This window comes from Streptomyces sp. NPDC096324 (assembly GCF_044763015.1).
Taxonomy (GTDB): domain Bacteria; phylum Actinomycetota; class Actinomycetes; order Streptomycetales; family Streptomycetaceae; genus Streptomyces.
The window spans coordinates 119,008-137,250 of the sequence record NZ_JBIWFK010000001.1 but is presented as its reverse complement, the minus strand read 5'-3'; the positions used below and the strand labels follow the sequence as shown (position 1 = coordinate 137,250).

Annotated in this window: 12 protein-coding genes; 6 read left to right on the top strand and 6 right to left on the bottom strand. The window is 72.4% G+C overall.

What is annotated here, in order from left to right:
* Window positions 1-143 precede the first annotated feature (143 nt).
* The 3 genes from ACIQ7M_RS00555 to ACIQ7M_RS00545 are packed head-to-tail and all read right to left on the bottom strand — an operon-like array spanning window position 144 to window position 4,026.
* A complete protein-coding gene (locus ACIQ7M_RS00555; protein ID WP_403638355.1) occupies window positions 144-2,531 on the bottom strand; it encodes a xanthine dehydrogenase family protein molybdopterin-binding subunit in 2,388 nt (795 codons plus the stop codon).
* A 2-nt stretch (window positions 2,532-2,533) separates the two neighbouring features.
* Window positions 2,534-3,136, bottom strand: a complete 603-nt coding sequence (locus ACIQ7M_RS00550; RefSeq protein WP_403638353.1) for a (2Fe-2S)-binding protein — start codon at window positions 3,134-3,136, stop codon at window positions 2,534-2,536.
* The gene (locus ACIQ7M_RS00545) at window positions 3,136-4,026 is read right to left on the bottom strand and encodes a xanthine dehydrogenase family protein subunit M (RefSeq protein WP_355761749.1); all 891 of its coding nucleotides are present in this window, start codon (window positions 4,024-4,026) and stop codon (window positions 3,136-3,138) included. Before ACIQ7M_RS00545 ends, ACIQ7M_RS00550 begins: the two co-directional genes overlap by 1 nt.
* A 420-nt stretch (window positions 4,027-4,446) precedes the next feature.
* Between ACIQ7M_RS00545 and ACIQ7M_RS00540 the strand changes: the two genes are divergently transcribed.
* Together ACIQ7M_RS00540 and ACIQ7M_RS00535 are read left to right on the top strand one after the other, a co-directional pair.
* Window positions 4,447-6,120 carry a PucR family transcriptional regulator gene (locus ACIQ7M_RS00540; protein ID WP_403638351.1) on the top strand — a complete coding sequence of 558 codons (1,674 nt, stop codon included), beginning with the start codon at window positions 4,447-4,449 and terminating at the stop codon, window positions 6,118-6,120.
* A 136-nt stretch (window positions 6,121-6,256) separates the two neighbouring features.
* Entirely contained in the window at window positions 6,257-7,036 is a 780-nt protein-coding gene (locus ACIQ7M_RS00535) for a hypothetical protein (protein WP_355761755.1), read from the top strand.
* 329 nt (window positions 7,037-7,365) lie between these two features.
* On the opposite strand, the gene ACIQ7M_RS00530 is transcribed toward ACIQ7M_RS00535, so the two are convergent.
* Entirely contained in the window at window positions 7,366-8,238 is an 873-nt protein-coding gene (locus ACIQ7M_RS00530; protein WP_403639202.1) for a GntR family transcriptional regulator, read from the bottom strand.
* A gap of 509 nt (window positions 8,239-8,747) precedes the next feature.
* On the opposite strand from ACIQ7M_RS00530, the gene ACIQ7M_RS00525 reads away from it, so the two are divergent.
* Both ACIQ7M_RS00525 and ACIQ7M_RS00520 read left to right on the top strand, forming a co-directional pair.
* The gene (locus ACIQ7M_RS00525; RefSeq protein WP_403638349.1) at window positions 8,748-9,659 is read left to right on the top strand and encodes a (2Fe-2S)-binding protein; all 912 of its coding nucleotides are present in this window, start codon (window positions 8,748-8,750) and stop codon (window positions 9,657-9,659) included.
* 334 nt (window positions 9,660-9,993) lie between these two features.
* Window positions 9,994-11,040 carry a DUF2637 domain-containing protein gene (locus ACIQ7M_RS00520; protein ID WP_355761761.1) on the top strand — a complete coding sequence of 349 codons (1,047 nt, stop codon included), beginning with the start codon at window positions 9,994-9,996 and terminating at the stop codon, window positions 11,038-11,040.
* A 72-nt stretch (window positions 11,041-11,112) separates the two neighbouring features.
* Here the strand turns inward: ACIQ7M_RS00520 and ACIQ7M_RS00515 are convergent, their stop codons facing one another.
* Window positions 11,113-11,511: an ATP-binding protein gene (locus ACIQ7M_RS00515; protein WP_403639200.1), complete on the bottom strand. Its 399-nt coding sequence runs from the start codon at window positions 11,509-11,511 to the stop codon at window positions 11,113-11,115.
* 269 nt (window positions 11,512-11,780) lie between these two features.
* Here ACIQ7M_RS00515 and ACIQ7M_RS00510 point away from each other — a divergent pair, with 269 nt between their 5' ends.
* Window positions 11,781-14,819 carry an alpha-mannosidase gene (locus ACIQ7M_RS00510; protein WP_403638346.1) on the top strand — a complete coding sequence of 1,013 codons (3,039 nt, stop codon included), beginning with the start codon at window positions 11,781-11,783 and terminating at the stop codon, window positions 14,817-14,819.
* Window positions 14,820-14,919: 100 nt separating this feature from the next.
* Complete coding sequence (locus tag ACIQ7M_RS00505; RefSeq protein WP_403638344.1) at window positions 14,920-16,464, top strand: helix-turn-helix domain-containing protein; 1,545 nt, start codon at window positions 14,920-14,922, stop codon at window positions 16,462-16,464.
* Between the two features lie 28 nt (window positions 16,465-16,492).
* Here the strand turns inward: ACIQ7M_RS00505 and ACIQ7M_RS00500 are convergent, their stop codons facing one another.
* Window positions 16,493-18,235 carry a pyruvate dehydrogenase gene (locus ACIQ7M_RS00500; protein ID WP_403638342.1) on the bottom strand — a complete coding sequence of 581 codons (1,743 nt, stop codon included), beginning with the start codon at window positions 18,233-18,235 and terminating at the stop codon, window positions 16,493-16,495.
* Window positions 18,236-18,243 lie beyond the last annotated feature (8 nt).

Sequence of the window (18,243 nt, the reverse complement as noted above, 5' to 3'; positions counted from 1 at the left end):
TTGGGATGTGCTTCGGCCGCACGACCCGGGGGACGGCCCGAGACGAACGTGGGAAACGAGAGGAACTCCGTTGACGTACTTGCCTCCGGGCGGCGCGGCGGGTGTGCTGTTCCCGGTGCCGCCCGGAGAGGACTGCCCGACGTCTACGCGGTCCCCGTGAGGTGTTCGGGGCGTACCGGCGTCCGGTCGAGCTCCAGGCCCGTCGCGTTCCGGATCGCCGCGAGGACGGCCGGGGTGGACGACAGGGTCGGGGCCTCGCCGATGCCACGGAGCCCGTAGGGGGCGTGGTCGTCGGCGAGTTCGAGCACATCGACGGGGATGGTCGGTGTGTCGAGGATCGTGGGGATCAGATAGTCCGTGAAGGAGGGGTTGCGCACCTTCGCGGTCTTCGGGTCGACGATGATCTCCTCCATGACCGCGATGCCCAGGCCCTGGGTGGTGCCACCCTGGATCTGGCCGATGACGGACAGCGGGTTGAGCGCCTTGCCGACGTCCTGGGCGCAGGCCAGTTCGACGACCTTGACCAGCCCGAGTTCGGTGTCCACCTCGACGACGGCGCGGTGCGCGGCGAAGGAGTACTGGACATGGCCGTTGCCCTGCCCGGTGCGCAGGTCGAAGGGTTCGGTGGGGCGGTGGCGCCACTCGGCCTCGATCTCGACGGCCTCTTCCTCGAGCACGTCGGCGAGATCGGCGAGCACCTCGCCGCCGTCGGTGACGACCTTGCCGCCCTCCAGGAGGAGTTCGGCCGTGGCCCACGCGGGGTGGTACGTACCGAACTTGCGGCGGCCGATCTCCAGGACCTTCTCGCGGACCAGCTCGCAGGAGTTCTTGACGGCGCCGCCGGTGACGTACGTCTGACGGGAGGCGGACGTCGAACCGGCGCTGCCCACACGGGTGTCGGCCGGCTGGATGGTCACCTGGGCGACACCCAGTTCGGTGCGGGCGATCTGCGCGTGGACGGTGACGCCGCCCTGGCCGACCTCCGCCATCGCGGTGTGCACGGTGGCGACCGGCACCCCGCCGACGACCTCCATGCGGACCCGGGCGGTCGAGTAGTCGTCGAAGCCCTCGGAGAAGCCGACGTTCTTGATGCCGACGGCGTACCCGATCCCGCGGACGACGCTCTCGCCGTGCGTGGTGTTGGACAGACCGCCGGGCAACTGCCGTACGTCCGCGGCCTCGCCGGCCGAGAGCCACTGCCGCTCGGGCGGAAGGGGCATCGCCCTGACGCGGCGCAGGAGTTCGGCGACCGGGGCCGGTGAGTCGACGCGCTGTCCGGTCGGCAGGAGCGAGCCCTGTTCCATCGCGTTGAGCTGACGGAACGCGACCCGGTCCATGCCCACCTGGTCGGCGAGCTTGTCCATCTGCGCCTCGTACGCGAAGCACGCCTGGACCGCTCCGAAGCCGCGCATGGCGCCGCAGGGCGGGTTGTTGGTGTAGAGCGCGACGGCCTCGACGTCGACGTCGTCGACCACGTACGGGCCGACGCCGAGCGAGGAGGCGTTGCCGACGACCGCGGGGGAGGCCGAGGCGTACGCGCCGCCGTCGAGGACGATCCGCGCCTTCACGTGGGTCAGCTTGCCGTCCTTGGTCGCCCCGTGCTCGTAGGAGAGCTTCGCGGGGTGGCGGTGGACGTGCCCGAAGAAGGACTCGAAGCGGTTGTAGACGATCTTGACGGGCTTGCCGGTGCGCAGGGCCAGCAGGCAGGCGTGGATCTGCATCGACAGGTCCTCGCGTCCGCCGAAGGCGCCGCCGACCCCGGAGAGGGTCATCCGGACCTTGTCCTCGGGCAGGCCGAGCACCGGGGCGATCTGGCGCAGGTCGGAGTGCAGCCACTGGGTGGCGATGTAGAGCTCGACGCCGCCGTCCTCGGAGGGCACGGCGAGACCGGACTCGGGGCCGAGGAAGGCCTGGTCCTGCATGCCGAAGGTGTACTCGCCCCGGACGACGAAGTCGGCCTTCCGCGCGGCCGCTTCGGCGTCGCCGCGGACGATCGGCTGGCGGTGCACGATGTTCGGGTGCGGGACGTGGCCGATGTGGTGGTCGGTGCGGCCCTCGTGGACGAGGACCGCGTCGGGTGCGGTCGCGGACGCCTCGTCGGTGATCACCGGCAGCTCCCGGTACTCCACCTTGATCTTGGCGGCTGCGCGGCGCGCGGTCTCCGGGTGGTCGGCGGCGACGATGGCGACCGGCTCGCCGTGGTGGCGCACCTTGCCGTGCGCGAGGACCGGGGTGTCCTGGATCTCCAGGCCGTAGTTCCTCACCTCGGTGGGCAGGTCGTCGTACGTCATGACCGCGTACACGCCGGGGGTGGCGAGGGCCTCACCCGTGTCGATGGACACGATCTCGGCGTGGGCGACCGTGGAGCGCAGGATCTGGCCCCACAGCATGTCCTCGTGCCACATGTCGGAGGAGTACGCGAACTCGCCGGTGACCTTGAGGGTGCCGTCGGGGCGGAGGGTGGACTCGCCGACGCCGCCCTTGGTGCGGGAGCCCTGGGTGATGTTCGTGGGTGTGCCGGTGGTTCCCATGGTCAGACCGCCTCGGACTGCCGGGCGGCCGCGAGGCGGACCGCGTCCATGATCTTCTCGTAGCCGGTGCAGCGGCACAGGTTGCCCGAGAGCGCCTCGCGGATGTCCGCGTCGCTCGGGTTCGGGGTGCGCTCCAGCATCTCGTCCGCCGCGATCAGCAGACCCGGGGTGCAGAAGCCGCACTGGACGGCTCCGGCGTCGATGAACGCCTGCTGCACGGGCGAGAGTTCGGCGCCCTCGCCGGTCTGCGAGTCCTGGCCTTTGGCAGCCCAGCCCTGGGCCTCGTCGAGCGAAATGCCCGTAGCCTCGGCCGTGTTGCAGGCTCCCGTCGCGCAACCGGCTTGCTCGGCACGCTGCTTGGCGAAGTCGGCCAGCCCCTCGACGGTGACGACCTCGCGGCCCTCGACCTGGCCGGCGGCGACCAGACAGGAACACACGGGCACACCGTCCAGGCGGACGGTGCAGGAGCCGCACTCGCCCTGCTCGCAGGCGTTCTTGGAGCCGGGCAGACCGAGTCGCTCGCGCAGGACGTACAGGAGGCTCTCGCCCTCCCAGACGTCGTCGGCCTCCTGCCTGCGGCCGTTGACCGTGAAGTTGACACGCATTACGCGACTCCCTCCGTACGGGCGGCGGTGCCGCGGTAGGACTCCCAGGTCCACATCAGCGTGCGACGGGCCATGACGCCGACCGCGTGGCGGCGGTAGCTCGCCGTGCCCCGCACGTCGTCGATCGGGTTGCAGGCGGCGGAGCACAGCGCGGCGAACTGCTTGGCGACCGAGGGGGTGATGATCTTGCCGTTGTCCCAGAAGCCGCCCTCCTCCAGCGCCGCGTTCAGGAACTCCTCGGCGGTCCTCGCGCGGACCGGGGTCGGCGCGGCCGAGCCGATGCCGGTGCGGACGGTACGGGTCTCGGGGTGCAGGGCCAGGCCGAAGGCGCACACCGCGATCACCATGGCGTTGCGCGTGCCGACCTTGGAGTACTGCTGCGGTCCGTCCGCATTCCTGACGTGGACGGCGCGGATGAGCTCGTCGGGCGCGAGCGCGTTGCGCTTCACGCCGGTGTAGAAGTCGTCGATCGGGATCAGCCGCGAACCGCGCACCGACTCGGCCTCGACCTCGGCACCCGCCGCGAGGAGGGCGGGATGGGCGTCGCCGGCCGGGGAGGCGGTGCCGAGGTTGCCGCCGACGCCGCCGCGGTTGCGGATCTGCGGGGAGGCCACCGTGTGGGAGGCGAGTGCCAGCCCGGGAAGCTCACGGCGCAGGTGCTCCATGATCCCGGTGTACGGGACGGACGCGCCCAGGCGCACGCTCTTCTCGCCGGCCTCCCACTCGCTCAGCTCCCCGATGCGGTTCAGGTCGAGCAGGTACTCGGGCCTGCGGTGATCGAAGTTGATCTCGACCATCACGTCGGTGCCACCCGCAATCGGCACAGCGGTGGGGTGCTCGGCCTTCGCGGCGAGCGCCTCCTCCCAACTGGCGGGGCGAAGGAAGTCCATGAGTGGCTCTCTTCATTCGTGTCGTGGGCGTTCTGATCAAGCCAGATCGGGTGCGGCGTCCTCGGCTCGTTCAAGAGGTCTCAACAGTGGAGTGGGGTCAGTACACAGCGGGCTCCGGCGCCGGGGTCAGTCACGGAAACCATGAAGGAGTTCGCTGGCCAGCGCGCGCATCTTGTAGATTCGTATGAACCGAGGCCATCGGCAACCTCTTCGCCTTCCTGTGGAAACAGACGGCCGGTCCTCTGGAAGCAGGGACACGGCCCCGGTGGAAACGGGGACGCGGCCCGATGGAACCCGAGGCCCCGGGACCGGTACCGCCGGTGACCGGAACCCGCGGACCGCTCCGCGGGGCCCGGGACGCCGAAGGGCCTCACTACCGATCCATCGTAGATTTCGAGACAAAGAACGGCGGCGACGAGAATGCGGCTGCGCGCACTGCTGGACACGGACGCGCTGGGCCTGCGGCTGCTCGGCGGCGAGGACGAGCTCGACCGCACCGTGCGCGGTGTGATGACCACCGACCTCAAGGACCCGAGCCGCTACCTCTCGGGCGGCGAGCTGGTCCTCACCGGCCTCGCCTGGCGGCACGACGCCGAGGACTCCGAACCGTTCGTCCGCATCCTCGTGGGCACCGGGGTGGCGGCCCTGGCCGCGGGCGAGGCGGAGCTCGGCGACATCCCCGACGACCTGATCGTGGCCTGCGCCCGGCACCGGCTGCCGCTGTTCGCCGTGAACGAGTCGGTCGCCTTCGCCACGATCACCGAGCACGTCGTACGGCAGGTCTCCGGCGAGCGCGCCGGGGATCTGGCCGCCGTGGTCGAGCGGCACCGGCGGATGATGACCTCGGGCCCCGCGGGCGGCGGCCCCGATGTCGTCCTCGACCTGCTCGGCACCGACCTCGACCTGCGCGCCTGGGTCCTCTCCCCCGCCGGACGGCCCATCGCGGGCTCGAAGCTCGCGGGCGGCGCGCTGCCCGCGGGCACCCGCGCCGAGCTGGCCGCCGCGCATCTGGCGGCGGTCCGCGGCGGGCGCCGGGGACCGCACCGGGTGACCGTGGGCCCGGCCGTGTACTCGCTCTTCCCGGTCCGCTCCTCCGGCCGGACCACGGGCGCCTTCCGGGACGTCCGCGAGACGGTGCTCTCCGACTGGCTGCTCGCCGTCGAGGCGGACGCCGGGGACTGGCCCGACGAGCGGCTCGACCTGCTCCAGGGCGTCACCCAGCTCATCGCGGTGGAGCGGGACCGGCGGGACGCGGCGCGCACGGTACGCCGACGGCTCGCGCAGGAGGTCCTGGAGCTGGTCCAGGCGGGGGCCGCGCCCGCCGAGATCGCGGCCCGGCTGCGGGTCGCGGCGCCGGTACTGCTGCCGGGCCTCGGCACGGCCCCGCACTGGCAGGTCGTGGTGGCCCGCGTCGAGTGGGACGGCGGCGAGATCGCGGGCGGCCCGGTCGCCCAGGCGCTGCTGGAGGAGATCCTCGTCGACCCGCTGTCGCCGGGCCCCGAACTCTCCGACCGGATCGCCGTCGCCCACACGGGGGACGAGGCGGTCGCGCTCGTCCCCCTTCCGGCGGTCGCCTCCGACGAGGACGGCCCCGAGCCGGGCCTGCACGCCGACACCCTGCTGACGGCCGTACGGGAACCGCTGTCGGCCGGTCTGAACGACGACGGGCGGCTCACCATCGGCGTCAGCGCGGCCGTCCACTCCGCCGAGGGGTTGCGCGGCGCCCTGGAGGAGGCACGGCACGCCCGCCGGGTCGCCGCGGCCCGCCCCGGACGGGTCTGCGCCGCCGGACACCAGGAGCTGGCCTCGCACGTCCTGCTGCTGCCGTTCGTCCCGGACGACGTGCGCCGCGCCTTCACCGCCCGCCTGCTGGACCCGCTGCGCGAGTACGACGGGCGGCACCGCGCGGAGCTGATCCCGACCCTGGAGGCGTTCCTGGACTGCGACGGGTCCTGGACGCGCTGTGCGGCCCGTCTGCACCTCCACGTCAACACGCTGCGCTACCGCGTCGGACGTATCGAGCAGTTGACGAGTCGTGATCTGTCGAGGCTGGAAGACAAGTTGGACTTCTTCCTGGCACTGCGGATGAGCTGACTCCCGGAGCCCCCCGCGGCCCGGCCCGGGACCGACGACTTTGTGAAATCCTTCACCCACCCCCTTGGCCGGGCCCGGTGATCCGTGCTGAGATGCCACCACTCAACAGCTCAATGGTGTGCTCGGGGAGGGCAACGTGGCGCATACCGCCATGTCTGGTACCGGAACGACTGCAGGGGACGATCCACTCCAGACCGCGGTATGGCGGCTGCGCTCGCGCGCCTGCTGGGCCGACGCGGCCGCGCTGATCCAGCCGCACGCGGCGGGGCCGGCGCTGCAGAGAGCCTCGCTCCTGGTCGAGCGCTGTCTCTACACCGAGCAGGGCTGGGCCGAGGCGGAGGACGCGCTGCGCACCGCCGAGGCGCTGGCGCAGAGCGACGACGAGCGGGGCGCCGCCGCCTGCGAGCGGGGCCAACTCGCCTACGCGGCCACTCTGCTGGGCGTGCGTGACCGGGCCGACGAGGCCCGCGCGGCGCTCGGCCGGGCCGCGGCACTCCTCGCGCCGGGCGCGCCGGGCAGGGCGCTGCTGGACTTCCGGCGCGGGCTGCTCGCCGAGAACCTCGCGCACGCGCCGCAGGCGGCCCGCGCCGCGTACCGGCGGGCGCACGCGGGCGCGACCGCCCAGAACGACGCGCTGCTGCTGTCCTTCACCTGGCGGCACCTCGCCGGAATCGCCCTGCGCGAAGGGGAGTTGGCGGAGGCCCGGCACGGGTTCGCCGAATCCCTGCGGATCCGCGAGGAACTCGGGTACCTGGTCGGCACGGCACCGGCGCTGGCGTCCCTCGCCGACGCCGAGACCGAGCCGGAGGCGTCGCGGCTCCGGGCTGAGGCGGGCCGTCTGTTCCGTCTGCTCGGGGGCGTTCCCCTGTGGCTGGCCGACCAGTTGGCCCCGGCACCGCCGGCGGCCACGGCCTGATCGGATACGGGGCGCACCTCCGCGGCCGGACCAGGAACGGGTCCGGTCCGGACGGCTTCGCCGGGCAGAAGCCCCCTGCGGCCGTGTGGGGGCCGGTGCTTGTACGGGGCCGGCGCTCCAGGCGGGGCCCCGCGGCCGTGCGGGGTCCGCTGCGGTACAGGGCCGGTGCTCGGACAGGGCCGGTGCTCGGACAGGGCCGGTGCTCCAGGCGGAACCGGCCCTCTGGGCGGGGCCCCGCGGCCGTACAGGGCCGGTGCCCAGACGGGGTCGGCGCTCCAGGCGGAACCCGCGCTCCAGGCGGGCCCCGCGTTCCTCCGGGATCGGCGCCGTCAGGGCGCGCCGGTGAAGTGTTCGCGCACCAGTGCCTGGACGACCGTCAGGTCCTCGGCGATCAACGCGTCCAGCAGCGCCGTGTGTTCGGCCGCGTCGGCCACCAGGTCGGCGCGGCCCCGCGAGACGGGGCCGCCGACGAGCGGCCACTGGGCACGGCGGTGCAGATCGTCGGCGATGCGCACCAACTGCGCGTTGCCCGCGAGGGCGAGGACCGCGCGGTGGAAGGAACGGTCGGACTCCGCGTAGGTCGCGCGGCAGCCCGAGGAGGCGGCCCGCACGGTGGCCTCGGCGAGCGGGCGCAGCTCGGCCCAGCGGGCGGCGGGCACGGTGCGCGCGAGCCGGAGCATAACCGGGACCTCGATCAGGCCCCGGATCTCGGCGAGTTCGGCCACTTCCCGGGTACCGCGCTCGATGACGCGGAAGCCCCGGTTGGGGACGACCTCGACGGCGCCTTCGAGCGCGAGTTGCTGCATCGCCTCCCGGACGGGCGTCGCCGACACCCCGAACCGCTCGCCGAGCGCGGGCGCCGAGTACACCTCGCCGGGGGCGAGTTCACCGGATACGAGCGCGGTACGCAGGGCGTCGAGGATCTGCCCCCGCACGGAGGCGCGCTGCACGACGGGACGGACGCCCTCGGCGCGGACGGCGGGGCGGGCCTCCTCCCTGTGCGCGGGGCGGGCGTTCGGCTCGGGGCGGGCGTTCTGCTCCCGTGCGGCCGGGTGGGCCTCCTCGGTGCGCGCGACGCGGGCGGCGCCCCGGGTGTCCCCTCCCGGCCGGACTTCGTCCGTGCGCGGGGGGCCGGCGTTCTCCGGGCGGGTGACGGGACGCGTCCGGTCGACGGGTGCGGGCCCGGCGTCCCCGCGGTTCACGGCGGGGTGGGTGTCGTCCGCGCGTGTGGCGGGGTGGGCGTCGCCGGTGCGTGCGGCGGGGTGGGCGTCCTCCGCGCGTACGGCGGGACGGGTGCCCTCGGTGCGCGGGTGCGGGATCGGCGCCTCGCTGTGCGTGTGCTCACCACGGGCCGAGGCCAGGACGACAGGAAGACCGCCGGCCGGCCCGGCACCGGGCCCGTCGCCCACGGCTCCCGCGGACACCGCCCCGACCCGCCCCGCGTCCACGGGCCCCGGCTGCTGCGGAACCCGGAAGGCACTGGCGTGGACGTCCGGGGTCCACGGCCCGGCGGAGCCGTGCGCGCTGCGCGGACCGGCCTGTTCCACGGTTCCTCCTCCGGGGCGGTGGTACGTCGGTGGTACTGGGGCTCACGACGTCGGTTGTTACTAGTCCGTCAAGCACGATAGGCGCACACGGGCCCGGTTCAAACACCCGCGCGACAGGGTAAGGTAAGGCTTACCTGCCAACGATCGTGAAGCGATGGTTCCGCATGTCCACTCCCACGCTGTCGGCCGACGCCGCCACGACCGTCCCGGCGGCCACGCCCGCCACGGCCGGTCCGGGCCCGCTCGCCGCCGGCGTGTCACCCGTCGCCGAGGCCTACGCACGGCTGACCGAGGTCTTCCCCGACCTGAGCGTCACGGAGCTGGGGGCGGGCGAAACGGCCCCGCGGGGCGCGGGTTGGGCCGCCGCCGCCCGGCTCGCCGAGGGCGGAGCGGACCTCGACGCGTTCCTCGCCTGGGACGAGGCCCAGGTGCTCCGGGACTACGGCACACGGGGACGGCCGGACGTCGTGGCCGGCTTCGGACTGCACCGGTACGCCTGGCCGGCGTGCCTGCTGATCACCGTGCCGTGGTTCCTTCAGCGCCGGGTGCCCCGCCTGCCTGTGGAGGACGTCACATTCCAGCGTGAGCTCGGCCGGATGGCCGTCCGGGTCACCACCTTCGCCTGTCTGCCGGACGATCCGGCGGCCGCCCTGCCGGGCGCCCGTGTCGTACCGGACGAGGAGGCGCTGCGCGCGGAGGTGCGGTCCGCGGTGGCCGAGCTCCTGGAACCGCTCCTCGGCGGATTCGGGCCGCGCATGCGGCGGCGCGGCCGGGCCCTGTGGGGCATGGCCACGGACGAGATAGTCGAAGGCCTCTGGTACGTCGCCGAGCTGCTCGGCGAGGAACGGCGGGCGATGCGCGAGCTCGAACTGCTGCTCCCGGGCTCGGCCCGGCCGTACGTCGGTTCGCCTGCCTTCCGCGAACTGGCCGGTCCGGAAGGGCAGTCCCTGCCGACCCGTGACCGGGTGAGCTGCTGCCTCTTCTACACCGTGCGCCCCGAGGACACCTGCGCCACCTGCCCGCGCACCTGCGACGCGGACCGGATCACCAAGTCGGCCACGGCACAGGCGAGTTGACACGCCCGGGGCGAGCGCGCCACCGTACGCACTTCGGGACCGGGCCCGGCCGCGGCACCCTCGGGGAATCCGCGCGGCGCCCCAGGAGCGTCCACGGATCACAGGTACTTCACACTTTCCTCACTTGTCACGGGAACCCTCCACGGAACCATCCGTATGGGTAGTCTTATTCGTACTCAACTCCCGTCCCTCGCGCGGCAGTTCGAGCAGAAAGTCGCCCTGCGCACCTTCTTGCACTTCCTTGGCGGCCTCTTGCCCCGAAACCCCCTGAGGGCCGATGTGATTGGGCCACTATGGCGGGCGTTACGCCCTCTCCCCATGCAAGGGACCCCCGATGAGACTGACCGACATATCGCTGAACTGGCTGCTTCCAGGCGCCGTTCTGCTCCTGGGCCTGCTGGCGGCGGTGGCGGTGCTGGCACGCGGCAAGCGGTCCGGGGACAGCACGAGCAGCGACGACTCGTGGGAGCGCACCGAGGAGCGCCGCAGGCGTAAGGAAGCCGTCTACGGCACCGCCTCCTACGTCCTGCTGTTCTGCTGTGCCGCCGTCGCGGCGGCACTCTCCTTCCACGGCCTGGTCGGGTTCGGCCAGCAGAACCTCGGCCTCTCCGACGGCTGGGAGTACCTCGTCCCGTTCGGCCTGGACGGGGCGGCGATGTTCTGTTCCGTGCTCGCGGTGCGCGAGGCCAGCCACGGCGACGCGGCGCTCGGCTCCCGCATACTCGTGTGGACCTTCGCCGGTGCCGCGGCCTGGTTCAACTGGGTGCACGCGCCCAGGGGCATCGACCACGCGGGCGCTCCGCAGTTCTTCGCGGGCATGTCCCTGTCGGCCGCCGTCCTGTTCGACCGGGCCCTGAAGCAGACCCGCCGGGCCGCCCTGCGCGAGCAGGGCCTGGTGCCGCGTCCGCTGCCGCAGATCCGTATCGTCCGCTGGCTGCGCGCACCCCGTGAGACGTACAGCGCGTGGTCGTTGATGCTCCTGGAGAACGTCCGGTCCCTGGACGAGGCCGTGGACGAGGTGCGCGAGGACCGGCGTCAGAAGGAGCAGAACCGGCTGCGCCGCCGCAACGAGGAGCGGGTGGAGCGGGCGCACCTCAAGGCGCTCAGCCGCGGTCACCGCGGCTTCCCCGGACGCGGGGCCGCACGGGAACTGGAGACCACGACCGTGGAGCGGGCGCCCGCCGGAGCCTCCACGGAGCCTGCCATATCCACACCCACCGCGGAGCAGCTTCCCGTCCGCTCACGGCCCTCCCTCACCCCCGTCCGCAAGAGCACCGAGCCGATCACCGTCGACCTCACCACGGAGGACGACACGATGGCCCTGCCCCGGCTCGACTCCCTGGAGCGCAAACTCAAGGACCTTGAACAGCAGTTCGGCTGAGCCGCACGCGGCCCTGACAGCCCGTCCGGAGTTCCGGACGGGCCCGGACACGACAACGGCGGCGCGGTGTTCCTACACCGCGTCGCCGTTCAGTTCGAACCACACCGCCTTGCCCACCCCGTGCGACCGGACGCCCCACGCGTCGGCCAGGGACTGGACGAGGACGAGACCTCTGCCGTGCGTACCGTCGTCGGCGTTCGGTACGCACAGTCTGGGCCTGCGTCCCACGAAGTCCCGGACCTCCACGCGCAGTCCGCGCGGTCCGATCGTCGCGGTCAGGACGGCGTCGTCATCCGTATGGATCAACGCGTTGGTGACGAGCTCGCTGGTCAGGAGCTCCGCCGTCTCGGCCCTGTCCGGTTTCCCCCAGTGCCGTAAGTGTTCCCTCAGCGCCCTGCGGGCTTCGGGCACCGCCCGCAGATCCGCCTTGCCCAGCCGGCGCCTGAACTGCGCGCCGTCCGGTCCGTCCATCGCCCTCTCGGACGCTTCCTCCACTGGTTCGGTGGAGAAGGCCCCTCTGGTCATGGGACCACCTCCTGGTGCCTGCCGCTTCATGACCCCCGCCTGCGTGCCGATGTCGGGTCCCCTCTGCTCGAACACGTTCACGGGATCCATGCCCTCTTCGGGAACGTGACAGTCATGTCGAATCGTCGACCGGCCCCCGTTCGGCCACGGGTGCGCGACGCCCGCACGGGGAAGTGAAGGCTTCGACAGAGCCGTCCGAGCGCCGAGGAGCCGCCGTGCACGACGACCGTTCGCTGGTGGAGGCCCGTCTGGAGCGCGCGCTGCGGCAGTTCCTGCGCCCGGCCCAGTACGGGGAGCGGGTCCCGCTCACGCTCTCCGCATGGCAGGTGCCGGGCGAGCCGGTGCCCGTCGGGCAGGCGCTCCAGGCCTCCTACGAGCCCTTCACGACCGGCACGGTCTGGGGAAAACCCTGGTCGACGAGCTGGTTCCGCATCGAGGGCCGGGTGCCCGAGGAATGGGCGGGGCGCCGCGTGGAGGTGGTGATCGACCCCGGGTTCACCGGGGACGGGCCCGGATTCCAGGCGGAGGGACTGCTGTACGACACCTCGGGCGTCCCCCTCAAGGGCATCCACCCGCGCAACCGCCACCTGACGGTCGGGGCGCCGGCGAGGGGAGGCGAGGCGGTGCGCCTGCTGCTGGAGGCGGCCGCGAACCCCGCCGTCCTGCACGGCTTCGAGCCCACACGTCTGGGAGACGTGCTGACCGCCGGGGATGGGCCGATCTACCGATTCGCGGCTGCCGATCTCGCCGTACTGGACGAAGACGTGTGGCATCTGGTCCTCGACACCGAGGTCCTGTCGGAGTTGATGTACGAGCTGGATCCGCAGCGGCCACGACGCCTCGAGATCCTGCGCGCCCTGGAGAACATGCTCGACGCCCTCGACCTGCACGACGTGTCCGGCACGGCCGCGGCGGCACGGGCCGAACTGACGGAGGTGCTGGCGCGGCCCGCGTCGGCCAGCGCGCACCGCGTATCGGCGACCGGACACGCGCACATCGACTCGGCATGGCTGTGGCCGCTGCGCGAGACGGTCCGCAAGGCCTCCCGGACCTTCGCCAACGTCACCGCGCTCGCCCTCGACTACCCGGAACTGGTCTTCGCCTGCTCCCAGGCCCAGCAGTACGCCTGGGTCAAGGAGCACCAGCCGCACCTCTGGGAGCGCGTCAAGAAGGCCGTGGAGCAGGGCAATTGGGCTCCGGTGGGTTCCATGTGGGTGGAGTCCGACGCCAACATGCCCGGCGGTGAGGCGCTGGCCCGGCAGATCGTGCACGGCAAGCGGTTCTTCCGGGAGGAACTCGGCGTCGAGACCGAGGAGATCTGGCTGCCGGACTCCTTCGGCTACACGGCCGCCTTCCCGCAACTGGCCGAGCTCGCCGGCGTCCGCTGGTTCCTCACCCAGAAGCTGAGCTGGAACCAGACCAACAAGATGCCCCACCACACCTTCTGGTGGGAGGGCATCGACGGCACCCGGGTCTTCACCCACTTCCCGCCCGTCGACACCTACAACTCACAGTTCCACGGCAGTGAACTCGCCCACGCGGAGCGCAACTTCGCCGAGAAGGGACTGGCCACCCGCTCGCTCGCCCCGTTCGGCTGGGGCGACGGCGGAGGCGGCCCGACCCGCGAGATGCTGGAGAAGGCCCGCCGGTTGCGGTCCCTGGAGGGCTCGCCCACGGTCCGGATCGAGAAGCCGGAGGCGTTCTTCGCCGCCGCCGAGGAGGAGTACGGAGCGCACGCGCCGGTGTGGTCGGGCGAGCTGTACCTGGAGCTGCACCGGGCCACCTACACCACGCAGGCCAAGACCAAGCAGGGCAACCGCCGCTCCGAACACGCCCTGCGCGAAGCCGAGTTGTGGTGCGCCACGGCCGCCGTGCGCGATCCGTCGTACGCCTACCCGTACGACGCCCTCGACCGGCTCTGGAAGACGGTGCTGCTGCACCAGTTCCACGACATCCTGCCCGGCTCCTCCATCGCCTGGGTGCACCGGGAGGCCCGCGAGACGTACACGCGGGTGCTCGCCGAGCTCGAGGAGATCACCGCGGAGGCGGTACGGGCCCTGGGGTCCGGCTCGTCCGCGGTGCTGAACGCCTCGCCGTACGAGCGGACCGAGGTGGCCGGGGACGGGGTGGTGACCGTGCCGGGGCTGGGGACGGCCGTCGTACCGGCCGGTCCCGACCCCGGACCCACCGTGCGGGCCGGGCAGGCCGACGGTGCCATCGTGCTGGAGAACGACCGGCTACGCGTGCGGATCGACGCCGACGGACTGCTCACCTCCGTACGGGATCTCGCGCACGGCAGGGAGGTGCTGTGCGGTCCCGGCAATCTGCTCCAACTCCACCCCGACCACCCCAACGCCTGGGACGCCTGGGACATCGACCGGCACTACCGGCGCACCCGCACGGACCTGACGTCCGCCGAGTCGGTGGAGCTGGTGGAGAGCGGGCCGCTGCGGGCCACCGTGCGCGTCACCCGGGCCTTCGGCTCCTCCCGGATCGTCCAGGAGATCCGGCTGACCGCCGCGAGCCGCCGGGTGGACATCGTGACCGACGTCGACTGGCAGGAGTCGGAGAAGGTCCTCAAGGCCGCGTTCCCGCTCGACGTCCAGGCCGAACGGTCCGCCGCCGAGATCCAGTTCGGGCACGTCCACCGGCCCACCCACGCCAACACCGGCTGGGACGCGGCCCGCTTCGAGATCTGCGCCCACCGCTGGCTGCGGGTCGGCGAGGAGTCGTACGGCGTCGCGGTGCTCAACGACTCGACGTACGGCCACGACGTGACCCGTACACCGCACGCCGACGGCCTCGGCACCACCGTACGGCTGACCCTGCTGCGCGCCCCGCACAGCCCGGACCCCGAGACCGATCTCGGCACGCACCGGTTCACGTACGCGCTGCTGCCGGGGGCCGGTGTCGGCGACGCCGTGGCGGAGGGACTCGCGCTCAATCTGCCGCTGCGCCAGGCCTCGGTGCCGGAGTTCGGACCGCTGGTGAGCGTCGACGACCCCGCCGTCACCGTCGAGTCGGTCAAGCTCGCGGAGGACCGCGGCGGCGATGTCGTGGTGCGGCTGTACGAGTCACGGGGCGGACGGGCCCGCGCGAAGGTGACCGCCGGCTTCCCGGTGGCCCGGGCCGAGGTGACCGACCTGCTGGAACGCCCGCTGCGGGAGGCCCCGTCGGAGATCGAGCTGCGGCCGTTCCAGATCCTCACCCTGCGCCTGCGACCCGCCCGTCGGGACGACGGCACGGGAGTGTGAAAGGCGGGGCCCGCGAAGGTGGAACCATCCCCGGCTCCCCGGCCTCTTCTTCCTGAGGAGTGCCTGGGATGCCGTCCTGGGTCGAGAAGCGGGGGAAACGATGTCATCCCGGGACGATGCCGAGGAATTCGCGGCGCTGCTGCGGCGCCTGAAGGCGGGCTCCGACCGCAGTTACGCCGCGCTCGCCCGTCACCTGAACATGAACGCCTCGACGCTGCACCGGTATTGCTCGGGCGAGGCTGTGCCGCTCGGGTTCGCACCCGTCGAGCGGTTCGCCGCGCTGTGCGGAGCGGATCCGGCCGAGCGGGTCGAACTCCACCGCCTGTGGATCCTGGCGGTGGCGGCCCGCCAACGCTCCCGGACGACGGGGGCCGAGTCCGGACGGGACACGGGCGATGCCCGTACGCCGGAGACCGGGCCGGACGCGACGGGAGCCCGGGGGTCCGGGACCGGGCCGGACGCGAAGGCAGTCCCGAGGGCCGGGACCGGGCCGGACGCGAAGGCAGTCCCGAGGGCCGGGACCGGGCCGGACGCGAAGGCAGTCCCGAGGGCCGGGACCGGGCCGGACGTCGCCGAGGCTCTCCTGCCGGCCGGCGGGCCCGCCGCCGGCGTAACCCCTCCGGCGGCGGAAGGGCAGCACACGGACGACGTCCCGCCGCCGGGCATGGACCTCGGGCCCGTGGAAGCCTCACCCGGCGCCTCACCCGTACCGGCCGGAGCGCCGCGGACGCGGCGGTTCAGGCGTCGTGTCGCGGTCACCGCGGCCGTGGTGACCGCGCTCGTCGCCACCCTGGGCAGCCTGTCCGCCCTGCCCTCGGGGCACTCCGGGAAGGACGCCGCCGACCGTGTGGCCGGCGCGCCGACCGCGAAGGCGGCAGGCGGCGCGCGGCACGGGTCCCCGACACCTTCCCCATCCCCCTCCACGACGCACAGCCGGCCGTCCGGCTCCCCCTCCCCGAGCCCGTCCGGCAGCGGCGACACCTCGCCGAGCCCGTCCACGAACCCCTCCCCCACCGGCGTCTCCGCCGGGCCCCCGCTCACCGTGACCGTGAACTCCCACCGCTGGGCGGTCGGTTGCGGCCACACCTACGTCATCGACAAGTCGCCCGACCAGGTGCCGCCGCCCCCGGCCCCGCAGGACGCCTCCCCGTGGGCGCGGACGCAGAACGCGGTGCACGGCGAGGAGACGATCGTGGACCTCACCGTGCAGGGGCGGTCCGACGCGGCCGTGGTCCTGGAGGCACTGCGCGTGCGCGTCGTCGGACGCGCGGCCCCGCTGAAGGGCACGGCCTACGCCACGGGCGGGGGGTGCGGCGGCGGTATGGGCGTCGGCTCGTTCGCCGTCGATCTGGACAAGGACCGGCCCGTCGCCCGCCCGGTCGCGAGCGATGACGACGGGACGGGCTCGAAGATTCTGAGCCCGCCCTTCCGGGTGTCCGTGAAGGATCCCCAGGTACTGATGGTCGACGCCCTGACCGAGTCCTGCGACTGCCGCTGGTATCTGGAGCTCGACTGGTCCTCCCGGGGTCGCACCGGCACGGTCCGGATCGACGACCAAGGCGTCCCGTTCCGCACCAGCGGCATCAAGGGCCTGCCGCACTACTGGTACCGGGCGAACGGCTGGACCCTGACCGCCGCCGGCTGAACGAGGCGGCGGCCCACCCGGCGGGGCGCTACGGGCGGGGCACGTTGCGCAGGTTCGAGCGGGCCATCTGCACCATCCGGCCCACCCCGCCGTCCAGCACGATCTTCGACGCCGAGAGCGCGAAGCCCGTCACCATGTCCGCGCTGATCTTCGGTGGGATGGAGAGCGCGTTCGGGTCGGTGACGATGTCGACCAGGGCCGGGCCCTTGTGACGGAAGGCGTCCTTGAGGGCGCCGGCGAGGTGCTTGGGCTTCTCGACCCGGACGCCGAACGCCCCGCAGGCGCGGGCCACCGTCGCGAAGTCGGGGTTCTTGTTGGTGGTGCCGTAGGAAGGCAGCCCGGCGACCAGCATCTCCAACTCGACCATGCTCAAAGAGGAGTTGTTGAAAAGTACGACCTTCACCGGCAGGTCGTACTGCACGAGGGTGAGGAAGTCGCCCATCAGCATGGAGAATCCGCCGTCGCCGGACATCGACACGACCTGGCGCCGCGGATCGGTGAACTGGGCGCCGATCGCCATCGGCAGCGCGTTCGCCATCGACCCGTGCGAGAACGAACCGATCACCCGGCGGCTGCCGTTGGGCGAGATGTAGCGGGCCGCCCAGACGTTGCACATACCGGTGTCTACCGTGAACACCGCGTTCTCGTCGGCGAGTTCGTCGAGCACCGAGGCGACGTACTCGGGGTGGATCGGGACGTGCCGGTCGACCTTGCGGGTGTACGCCTTGACGACCCCTTCGAGGGCGTCCGAATGTTTCTTCAGCATTTTGTCGAGAAAGCGCCTGTTCCCCTTGGGCCGCACCCGCGGGATCAGACAGCGCAGCGTCTCCCGCACGTCACCCCACACCGCCAGATCCAGCTTCGACCGGCGCCCCAGGTTCTCCGGCCGCACGTCGACCTGGACGATCTTGACGTCGTCGGGGAGGAAGGCGTTGTACGGGAAGTCGGTGCCCAGCAGGATCAGGAGGTCGCACTCGTGGGTCGCCTCGTAGGCCGCCCCGTAGCCGAGGAGTCCGCTCATCCCGACGTCGAAGGGATTGTCGTACTGGATCCATTCCTTGCCGCGCAGCGCGTGTCCGACCGGCGATTTGATCTTCTCGGCGAACTCCATGACCTCGGCGTGCGCGCCCGCCGTGCCGCTGCCGCAGAACAGGGTGACCTTCTCCGCCTCGTCGATCATCGCGACGAGTTCCTCGATCTCGGTGTCGCCCGGCCGGACGGTGGGCCGGGACGTCACGAGGGCGGTCTCGACGGGCTTGTCCGGGGCGGGCTCGGAGGCGATGTCACCCGGCAGCGACACCACGCTGACACCGGACTGGCCCACCGCGTGCTGGATGGCGGTCTGGAGGAGCCGCGGCATCTGCTTCGGGCTGGAGATGAGTTCGCTGTAGTGACTGCACTCGCGGAAGAGCTGGTCGGGGTGGGTCTCCTGGAAGTAGCCGAGGCCGATCTCGCTGGAGGGGATCTGCGAGGCGAGGGCCAGGACCGGGGCCATGGAGCGGTGCGCGTCGTACAGGCCGTTGATGAGGTGGAGGTTGCCGGGACCGCAGGAGCCGGCGCAGGCCGCGAGCTTCCCCGTGATCTGGGCCTCGGCACCCGCGGCGAAGGCGGCGGTCTCCTCGTGGCGGACCTGGATCCAGTCGATGGCCGCGTTGCGCCGGATCGCGTCCACGACCGGGTTGAGGCTGTCGCCCACGACTCCGTACAGCCGCTCGACCCCCGCGCGGACGAGGATGTCGACGAACTGCTCGGCGACGTTCTGCTTGGCCATGCCGCACA